Annotated in this window: 6 protein-coding genes; all 6 read right to left on the reverse strand. The window is 58.2% G+C overall.

What is annotated here, in order from left to right; all coding sequences use genetic code 11:
* From KK078_RS11250 to KK078_RS11275, 6 genes are read right to left on the reverse strand one after another with little or no spacing between them, the layout of a single operon-like run.
* On the reverse strand, nt 1–1671 hold the full coding sequence (locus tag KK078_RS11250; RefSeq protein ID WP_254090373.1) for a sodium:solute symporter family protein: 1671 nt from the start codon (nt 1669–1671) through the stop codon (nt 1–3).
* Between the two features lie 21 nt (nt 1672–1692).
* Nucleotides 1693–4284 carry a glycerophosphoryl diester phosphodiesterase gene (locus KK078_RS11255; RefSeq protein WP_254090374.1) on the reverse strand — a complete coding sequence of 864 codons (2592 nt, stop codon included), beginning with the start codon at nt 4282–4284 and terminating at the stop codon, nt 1693–1695.
* The gene (locus KK078_RS11260) at nt 4274–6550 is read right to left on the reverse strand and encodes an FAD-dependent oxidoreductase (protein WP_254090375.1); all 2277 of its coding nucleotides are present in this window, start codon (nt 6548–6550) and stop codon (nt 4274–4276) included. Before KK078_RS11260 ends, KK078_RS11255 begins: the two co-directional genes overlap by 11 nt.
* A gap of 15 nt (nt 6551–6565) precedes the next feature.
* A complete protein-coding gene (locus KK078_RS11265) occupies nt 6566–8551 on the reverse strand; it encodes a glycoside hydrolase family 2 protein (protein WP_254090376.1) in 1986 nt (661 codons plus the stop codon).
* Between the two features lie 49 nt (nt 8552–8600).
* A complete protein-coding gene (locus KK078_RS11270; protein WP_254090377.1) occupies nt 8601–9362 on the reverse strand; it encodes a sialate O-acetylesterase in 762 nt (253 codons plus the stop codon).
* Nucleotides 9363–9374: 12 nt separating this feature from the next.
* Complete coding sequence (locus tag KK078_RS11275; protein WP_254090378.1) at nt 9375–10886, reverse strand: RagB/SusD family nutrient uptake outer membrane protein; 1512 nt, start codon at nt 10884–10886, stop codon at nt 9375–9377.
* Between the last annotated feature and the right edge of the window lie 25 nt (nt 10887–10911).

The raw sequence follows: 10911 nt of genomic DNA on the forward strand, positions 1-10911 counted from the left end.
CTACGCCTTCTTCAGCACATAGCGATACAGCGCCGTGCCTGCCAGCAGAAAAATGATACTGCCCACCGCCACCACGGTCATGTTACCGCCGGCGAGCACGCCCAGCAATGCAATGCCTGCACCGACAAAGGCCGCCGCCGCGGTAATGACGGTAATACCAAACCGGTTCTGCTGCTGCGCGGCCTCGTGATGTAACTGTTGAACCGCCGGCGGCTCCAATGCTGCTGCTCGTTGCATGGCTAATGCGCGCGGCGATTTTATGCCCTGGCTATAATAATAGTATTCAAAGATGCCCAGCACGACCAGCGGCAATCCCACGCCCAGCAGGGTCTCCACCGAGCGATCCAGTTTAAATCCCGCGAGTGCCGGCAGCAATACCTTGAACGATAAGCTCACGACCAACGCCACGATCGTAGTGAACACGACCGAGAACGCTGTTTGTCGGGAAGAGTATAACGACCAGATGATCGGCGCAAACAAGGCACCACCCGCAATGGCCGCGATGCTCAACACCACTTCCACGATGCCGCCCGCCAGCGGCACCAACAGCGCCACGCCAATCGTTCCGGCGCCAAACAGTAACGTGAAAAGCCGCGCCACCAGGATCTGCTCCTTCTCCGAAGCATCCGGCCGGAACACACTGCGGTATACATCCTGGGCGAACACCGTAGCCGACAGGTTGATCGTAGTATTCGCTTTGCTCGACGTGGCGGAGATCATACCCGACAACACCAGGCCGATCAACCCCGCCGGTAATACACGCTGGCAGAGCATCATATACGCGCCTTCCGGTTCCAACCCCTGCAAGCCGGGATTGATGATGCGGTATACCATCGGCGGCAGCATCCAGATGATCGGGCTCAACGCATACAGAAAAGCAAACAGATACGCCACCTTCTTCGCATTGCGCTCGTTCGACACGCTGGTATACCGTTGTACATACGACCAGTTCCCACCGATGTAAACGGTTTGATAGCCGATAAAGGCCAGCATAAAACCGGCGGTATAATCATTGGCGAACGGCTCAAAGAAGTCGGCCGGAGCCTGGCGAAAGAAACTACTAACGCCTCCGATCTGCGCGAACGACGCCGGTATAACGATCAACACCGCCGCCATCAAAATAATAAACTGCACGACGTCCGTCACCAATACCGCCCACAGCCCGCCGGCCGCGGTATACAATACGATCAGGATGCCGATACCGATGATGCAGGCCTCCAGCGAAAACGGCGTCGCCACATATACCATCTTGCCCACCGGGTAGAGCACGGCACTGGTGTTGACCAGGCTCAGGATCAGGATAAGATAGGTATAAAATTGCTGCGCCTTCGTTCCGAACCGGATACCGATATATTCCGCTGCCGTGCGCGTGCCCGTCCGTTTCCACCGGGCTGCGATAAACACCGCCACGATCAACCCGCTGATGGCCATCGTGAGCTGAATGGTATTTGCCACGAGACCGTGCTTATAGGCGATCGACCCCCACACCACAAACGTACCGGCCGAGAAGTAACTGATGAAGAGCGACAGACCGTTGATCCACCAGGGCGTCTCGCCCCCCGCCTCAAAAAACGCCTGACTGCTTTTGCTGCCCGTGCGGGTAAACGCCAGCCCGATCGCAAAGATCAACATGGCAAATACCGCCATGACAATAAAATCCAATTGTACCATGAAATCAGAGATTGAAAAACATCATTGAAGATCCAGCGCATACACGGTCAGGCCATACGGCGGCAGTGAAACGTCGACCGTCGGCCCATCCTGGGCCGCCACGGACTGCCCACCCGGCAGCGACGTCACCGCCTTTACCCGCGTGCCGGGCTTCCACGCATCCACGTGTATCGCCACCGGTGCATGCTGCGCCGTGGGTAGATCATTCAATAGTATAATAAACAAACGATTTTTGGAAGCAGAATATGCTGTAAGATACTCCACCGACGGGTTGTCGCACACGACCAGCCCCGGCCGGATCACGAGGTCGGCCAGATCTCCATAGATGGTACCGGGCACAAAACCGTAGCTCTGGTGTGGACCGACCTTCGGCGTCACAAAACCGCGCGGAAACGAAATGTCGCCCGCGGAGCGCAGCTGCGCCTCCGCCCATAAATAATCCGTGATCCACCCGATCTGCCACCATGCATGGTGCGGATACGGTCCCGCCCCCTTGTTCATCGCGTACCAGTAATACGAGGCCACACGCGTCGTGGAATCCACAAAGGCATCGCGCCCGATCGCTGCCGCACGGGCCATGTCTATGAACAAGGAATCCTGCGTCAGTTGAAATGCCCGTACAAACAAGCCCGCATGGCTCGCCAGTTGTATCGGCCCCTGGCGTTGCGCCGAGCCCATAATGCCGCCATGCTCAAAGCTTAGCCCTGCCTGTGAGATCTCCCAATCCTCGCGCGGCGTGCCGTATACGATCTTCGGCTGCCGGCTGGGAATGGGGTGCGTATAAACAGACGTGGTATAGATGCGCGCCGCTTGCAGGGCCGCCTCCAGGTATTCCTTTTTACCGGTAATGTCATACAGGTCTAACAAAGCTTGCGCCGATTGGGCCGTGGCAAAGTCGGGGGCATACCGGGCATCGCCACACACCCCGATGAAGTGTCCCTTCTCTACGCCGTGCCGTATAAACCACGCCGCACCTTTCTCCGCCGCCGCCAGGTATTTAGGATCTTTCAAAATGCGATGCGCCACGATCAACCCATAGAACGTCGGTCGCAGATCGTCAATGTCCTGAAACAATGGCTCCTCTGTCTTCCGGTCATACGCCACCTTCCAGCTGCCGTCCGGTTGTTGCCACTTTAACAATAGCTCCGCGCCCAGGCGTAAGCGCTCCAGCAAGACCTTGTGATCGGGTTCGAATAACAAAATGTTTCCATCGTCCAGCATGGTGTAGTACGTCAGGCTCACCGGCTCGACAAACTCACCCCACTCCTCTACAAATACCTTGCGCTTGGCGAGGTAATATTGTCCCACGGCTGCTCCCTGAAAGAAGCCCGGCGTCGTTTGCTGTTGCGCCAGTTTAAAATTAAGCGCATAGGGCAATACCTGCTTTTGCAACGCCGGATCATCGGTAGCCCTGGCCAGCATCCACATCGCACCGTAGTCCGAGTTCTTGATCGCATCACCCTGCGAGCCTACCACGCCGCCGAGATACGACTGACCCCCGATCTGTCGGCCCTCAAAAGACTCGACATGCCACATCGACGTTTTTGTATCGGTCAGGTAGCGGTACATCGCCTCGATGCGGTGCGTCAGGGATTGTTTGTTCTGCCGCAACGCCAATGCTTCCTTGAATTGATATACATCATTCGCCGTGTGTTTCACCTGGTCGTACCAGGTACCCTCGCGCAAACTATAGCGATAGGAGAATTTTACCGTGTCGCCGGCCGCCAGGCGGGAAGGTTTCTGACCCAGTACCGGGTAATAAAGCGAAGGTGATAAGGCCCCCGCACGGTTGCGGTGCGACAGCCCGATGTTCCAGTCCGCGTGTGTGATGTGATCGTGTGCCCAGGGATCGCGGCCCAGCCCCGGACGGGGTATCACCGCAAGCGACACCGACTGCTTCGTATCGATGATCGCCGCCAGTGTGCTGGCACAACGCTCGCGATAGATCACCGGCAGCGCCGGCACGCCCTGCCCATACGCATATGCCCGGATAAAGTCAGGCTGGATCGAGTCGCCCTGGAAATACCCCGGCACCGTGGCCCACGCCATATCGTCTTCCGCCACTGTCGCCAGCGTGGGCGTAGCAAAGGAATAATACCCCGGTTTCTTGACGATGCATTGATGCTCTACCACCACGTCGTTCGGAAACCGCTCGTCCAACGCCCACGATGCCGTGATGCTCGCCCAGGCGTTGTCGACGGTAAATACCAGGTGCTTACCGTCTTCCCGCACGTCCGACGGATAGGCTGTTACCGCCTCGCCCGCCGTGTTCAACGATACCGGCGAGGTCGCGTCCTTCCAAAAGCCTTGCTGATATTTATACACCGGCTCGGGAAATGGCACGCCCGTGTTGGTCTTAAATACCGTGGGGGTGCTGTCTGGCTTCTGCTCGCTATATAACAACGTATAGCTTCCATCCGGCGTGCCGGCGTCCTGCCAGGCATTCCCGACTCGCACCTGCACGCCCGTGGCGTGCCAGCCATCTGCCTCCTGCTTCCAGTGCAGCTGCAGCCGGTCATTGCCAAGGCTTACGTCCCGTTGCTGGCAGCCCGCCACACCGAGCGCCGTGATCAAAACGCTCATCGATACGATCCTGCTCATGTCAATCTTCATAACACAGTATTTCAAATACGGCCGACGGTACTTCCGCCGACGGGTGGGCCACGGTTAACGTCAGCGAACGTGTCGTTACCGGCTCCCGGAACCGGATCACGTTCTGCGTCTGATAATTCCCTTCACGTTGATACAGCACGGCACCGTGCTCGTCGCGCAATGTATACTGCCGCACGCAGAAGGGCATCACCTGCTCCGGATGTCCCATCAGCACCGTCTCCATCGGGTGGTCGAAGTCGGTATCAAACTTTAACACCACCGTGCGAAAGGTACGGGGCGCATCCCACGTGAGCGTGAGCGCCGGGTTTGCATCCTTGCTGTCGGCCACCCACGCGTTGGGTGCATCTACCGGCCGGGCGATGCCGTTCCGGATATTCTCGGCGCCAAAGCATGTTAGCGGCTGCGACAACCGCAGTGCTACATTCTGCCCGCCCGGGCGCCGTTGCGGGCACCAGAACTCAAAAGCATCGATGCCAATGTCGTCGGGAGGTGTCTGCTTGCCATAATTCGATACGGCCTCGTTGATGTGATTAAATACCGATAGCACCCCCGTTACACGCTGCGAAGAGAAAGGCACTTTCACCAGTGGGTTCTTCCGAAATACAACAAAGGCATACGCCGTTGCCGGAAGGGAAACGTCAAACGCGAGGTCGACACAATTCTTGCCCACCGCCAGTTCCTTGCGCACCGCGGCCAGCGTCACATCCGGCGTATAATTACCGGCCTTGCTGCTCACCCGCAACTCTACTTCCAACGTAGTAGGCTGCTCGGCATACGCGTGGAACGATACGCCCGGCATGGGCCCTGCCGGCAGCGGCAGCATTTGTGCCACCGCGGGGTCCAGCGGCCGCAGCTCGCCTTCGGGAAACGCCTGCAGCGACAGCGTGCTCGAGGCCTGAAGCGTCGCTTCGTTCACCAGGTTCTTCGCATCGTGCAGGCGCCGGTGCGGTAAATGTTGGCCCCGCGCCATGAGCCGCTGCTGGAGCGCGGGCACCAGACCTTTCGCCGGCAATTCGGCGGGCAGCACACCGTACTGCTTGCACAACACCGCCGCCATGCCCACCGCCTGGCCCCCGTAGGCGCTCGTGCCCATCACCCGCGACGATCCGAACGCCACGTGGCTGACGCTGATGATCCGCCCCGCCAGGAACAGGTTCTTGACATTGCGGCTATAGTAGCTGCGATACGGAATATCATATATACCCTTGGCATGCCACTGATTGCATCCCGGCCGCTCGCTGAACACACCGTCTGCGGGGTGCAGGTCGATCGACCACCCGCCAAATGCCACGGCATCTTCCTGCGGCCGCTGCTCGACAATGTCCTGCTGTGTTAAGATATAGTCGCCCTCAAACCGGCGGCTCTCCCGTTTACCGGGGATCGTCCCCACCCACTCGAGCGTCAGGTTACGCGCCTCGGGAAACTTGCCGGAGTTCTTGATATAGTTCCACACGCCATAGATCACGCGCCACAGCTCCCATTTAATCGTCTCGGTGTCGTGCACCGTATCCAACCGGCCGCCGTACTCCACCCACCAAAGATTACACCCGTATTCTTTTGCATTGAACCTGCGGTAGCGGGGAATCTGGGTAATATCCTGCAAGGCATAGGCCGGTGGAACAAAGCTGACAGGCTTGCCCACGTCTTTGCTATAGAAATACAAGGAGTGCCCCAGCAGCTCACCATATTCCTTCTCCGGCGCAAACTGTTCGTTGAACTCTTCGCGCGTCTCCGCCCCCATTCGAAACGCAGCCCCCGCCAGAAAACCCACTACCCCGTCGCCGGAGGCGTCGCAGAACAGCGGAGCCTTTAACACATACTCCGTGGAGTTCTGGCTGCAAAAACCACGTACCGAAGCAATCGCGTCTCCTGCTTTTGTAACCTCCATCACGACCGTGTTCAGCAGCAGGGTAATGTTCGGTTCCGACATTACCTTGTCCAACAGCACCGTATCAAAGATCACCGCGTTGCCTTCGGGGTTGCGATACATATTCTCGACGAGGATCTCATCGATCACGCCGCCCTCGCGCGACCACCGGTTGTTGTTGCCCATGTGCGACGTCGCACCCAGCACCCACAGCCGCACTTCACTGGAGGCATTACCCCCCAGCACGGGCCTGTCCTGTACGAGGACAACCTTCAGACCTTCGCGCGCCGCGGTGATCGCACAACAGGCACCCGACAAACCTCCGCCCACAATGACCAGGTCCGCCGACAGCACATCCTGCCGCAGCGATCTGGAAGCTATACTTTCCGATACAATCATGTTACCGTTGAACGTTTAAGGATGAATGGATTTTTTAACCACGACAAAGCCACCCGGCTTCACCAGGCTCACATCGGCCGCACCCGGTGCAACCTCCAGGGTAAGCGTCCTGCTTTCGCCCGGCTTCAGCATATCGATCATGGCGGACTTGCCTCCGCACTGTACCGTGTAGTTGCGCAGTGTGTAGCGCGGAAAATCGTTCCGCGCCGTCACCGTCACAGACGCCTGCGTACCCGACACCCGTACCGAAAGGGTGGCCGGTGCAAACTCCTCCTGCCATGCCCGGTACATGCCGCGCAGGTCACGCTCGGGCGACACCAGCCCCCACGGCCGGTAGCCATTGGGATTGGTGCCGGGAAACCGGCTCATGTAGTCGTTAAAGGTCCATACCGACGCACCCACCAGGAAATCGCACTGGCGAAAATCCTGCATGGCCTTCTGCAGGTGCCGCACACGGTCCTGCTCGTCTTTCACACCGTCGGTGCGCAAGCCGAACTCGCTTATGTATACCGGCTTGTTGGGATATAATTCGTGTATGTGTTTTAAGTTCTTGAGGTGGTCGCCATAGATATTGGCGCTGACAAAGTCTACGTACTGCGATGCTTCATCTTCCGGCGTGCGAATGATGTCGCGAAACACAAACATGCTGGCAAACGTTACGAGCCGCGAGGCGTCGATCGACTTGGTATAGGCATACATGTCTTTCGTCCAGGCCTGTCCCTCGGGCTTATGCGAGTGATATTCGTTCCCCACGCTCCACGCAATTACCGACGGGTGGTTCCAGTCGCGCTCCATCATCTCGCGCAGCTGTGCCTGGTACCGCGCCCGCATGGCGGGGTCCGCCATCTGCCTGGGCGTCAGCTGCCAGTTGCCCGCCTCGGCAATGATCAGCAAACCATGGGCATCGGCCCAATCGAGCAATTGCGTCGACACGGGATAGTGGCTGATGCGCGACAGCTCCATGCTGCCGTTCTTGATCAGCGTCAGATCTTTTTCCAATACCACCGCCGGGTCCATCGAGCCATAGCCCGGATAGTCCAGCGGCCGGTTGCAGCCGCCCATGCGGATAGGCTCACCGTTCAGCAACAGCTGCGTGCCCTGTACCGCCACCTGCCGGATGCCGAACATGCGCGACAACGTATCTGTACCGGTAATGATCTCCGCCTGGTACAGTACCGGGTCATCGGGATACCACAGCTTCACCTCTTTCGCCGGCAGCACCGCCTCCGCCTGCACGACCGTCGTCGCCCCCGCCGGTACCTCCGGCACTTTTACCGACATCTTGACCGGCACCTTGTTCCCGGCACGATACAACGCTATCTGTACGGCCGGCTTCGCCGCGCGGCCGCCGGTATTCCGCACATGCACCGCCAGCGATACCTTCGCCGTCTTCCGGGTAAGATCGGGATCTGTCGTGATCTTTACATTCTGTAGATATACCTCCGGCCGTACGATGACATACACCTCGCGGGTAATGCCGCCGTAGTTGATCCATGGAAAGAGCTGGCCCGTATTTTCATCCGTATCCGCAATGCGGGTCTTCGCGCCGGGAATTGTCGTGGTGTCCCACGCATTGGTCACCTGCAGCGCCAGGGTGTTCTCACCCTTCAACGCCGCCGTGATATCCAACTCAAACGGCGTATAGCCCCCTTCGTGCCCGCCTACCTTTTGCCCGTTCAGCCATGCCTGGGCTTTGTAGAACACGGCCTCAAAGCGTAGGTATGCACGATGCCCGGCCGGTATTGCCGCGTGCTGAAATTTCTTTACATACCAGGCCGTGCCCGTGTAGAGCATATACCGCGGGTCGACAGAAAAACAATGCGGCACCGTTACCTTGTCCCAACGGGTCAGGGGAAAATCGGGCCTGTACCATGCATGATGTTCACCTACCTGTACCGGGTCAAGCGCAAAGCTCCACTCGCCGTGCAAGGCCGTGCGTTGCTGGGCTAAAAGACAAACCGGAAGACAACAAAAGACGATCAATAGATACCTAAGCTTCATGGACGATAATTGTTTACAAGGGCCTCCGCTACCGCGGCGCCGATATGATTTAAACCTGTTTGATTATAGTGAATGGCGTCGTGCATCCATCCCTGGTCGGCAAAAGATGTGGTGCCGCGGTACACGATCTGTGTATGGCGATCCGCGGCCGCCACGGCCTCTTGCTCTTGCCGCACGGCATCAAAGCCCGTGTGCGGATGACCGGTATAATACCCGGTCTGTACAATATAAAAGGGAAGCTCCTTCCCAAATGCCTCGCGAAACCGCGCAATGACACGTTGCAGTGCCTGCCGGTACTGCCCGGCAGTAAGCTTTCCATCGTTATGGCGTTCGCATCGCGCTCGCCCTGCACCCACACAACGCCCTGCAGACGCTTGCCTGTCTTCCGCTCCGCCGCCTGGACCTTTTGAATGGCGAATGGCATCAGCAACAGACGCCCCTGCACATCCCACGTGCCGTAGTCGTTCAGCTCGGCCAGTGTGTGACACGCGCTGCCACCCCGGGCCGCGGCCACCAGCACCACCGGCTTACCCGTGCGGCGATACAACGCTTCCGCTAACGCCGGTGCCAGGCTGCCTGTATGCGCCCGCTGAAAATGCAGCTCATCCTGCCCAAACGGATCCCTTAGCACCACCAGCGCATCGCGCGTGGCAATATACTCCCACGCCGTGCCCGCGGAGCAAGCGGGGGACAAGGCACTGTCACCTTGCCCCACGGCATTGCTTTGACCCGCCAGCAGGTATAGCTGCAGGTCCTGGGCATAGCCCAACCCTACCATATGTAAAACCCAAAGTGTGAACAGGATCCGCATGTGCTGTACCCCTTACTTCCAGGGATCGTTTTGTACCAGCTTTGTATTGGCATTGATCTCATCTTGCGGGATCGGAAAATACCGGTGCTTGGCTTCCGGGTGCCGCTCCGGGTAGTAGCTGTTGACCGCATCCGGTATCACGTCCATAAACGTATTGGTGCGCGTCAGGTCGTACCAACGGTCGCCCTCGGCGAAGAATTCCCACGAGCGCTCCTGCAATACCGCCGCCGTAAAGTCCGGCAGGCCCATGCCCGCGGGCAGATCGTCGATCATCGCCCGGCGGCGAACCGCGTTGATATAGTCGTATGCCTTTTGCGTAGCAGCCTGCTGACCACGCGCCTCGGCTTCGGCGGCTATGAGGTATACATCCGCTATGCGCAGGATGGAAATGTTGTTCGTCGTGGCGCCCGTCGGCGACACCGGGTCCTGGTATTTCTTCACCAGCACGGCGTCCTTCGTTACCGGGGTGATATTCTGTTGGTGCACAATATCGCCGTTCGACTTTGCGTACGCGGTATCGAGCATGCCCCGCCGACGGTCGCGCGGGTCAAACGAATTGAAGAAAGCCTGATAGGCAAAGAACGAACCATACGTGGTCTTTCCATACGCCGGCGCGGCATTTCCGGGAGGGCCGCACAGACCGGTCATCTGGTGTGACTTCGACGATGTAGAGCCCGACACCGAGTTGATCGACTCCGCTTCATAAGCAAAGATGTTTTCCATCCGGGCAATATCTTCCTTCGCCACATCGTAAATATCGCGTACGCTGTCCATCAGCGTCAGGTAGCCGTTGGCCATCACGGCCTCTGCTTTCGCCAGTGACGTCGGCCAGTCTTCGTTGTACAGCGCCGCTTTGGCGTACAACGCCAGCGCCGCTTGCTTCGACGGACGGCCCTTCACCAATCCGGCGGAATGCTCCGGCAACTTTGCCACCGCCGAATCGAGGTCGATATAGATTTGTGCATATACATCCGCCTTTGCGCTCTTGCCCACATACGCATTGGCCTCCACATCGCTGGCTTTTGTCTTTACCACCACATCCCCAAAGTTCTTCGTGACCGTCCAGTGGTAAAATGCCCGCAGGAAGTAGGCCTCGCCGATGATCTCCTTTTTACGATTGGCATCCATCTGTGTACCGGGCACCTTTTCAATGACCCAGTTGCACTTTTCAATGCCATCATAGCTCGACGTCCAGATCTGTTGCGGCGACTCGTTTATACGTCCCGCCGTGCGCTGGGCGGTATAGTTCGCGTCGTACGAGAATAATGTCAACGTATTGCGCGACACCGCCACCCGCGGGTAGGTCTGATCGGCGCTCAGATCCGACGACAGCAACGCCGCCGGCCCGCCATACATATCTGAAATAGGGTCGTACGCCGCGGCAATAGCCGCCTCGGCGTCTGACGCCGTCTTATAAAAATTCGCGGTATAAATGGAAGAATAAACTTCTTCTTGCAGCTCACACGACACGAGCGCCAGCGCTACGCCGCCGGTGAGAAGAAAAGCCTTGAGAATATGGTTCATATAGCTTTTATTAAAATGTTCTGTT

It is taken from the genome of Dawidia soli (assembly GCF_018598185.1).
Classification (GTDB): domain Bacteria; phylum Bacteroidota; class Bacteroidia; order Cytophagales; family Cyclobacteriaceae; genus Ohtaekwangia; species Ohtaekwangia soli.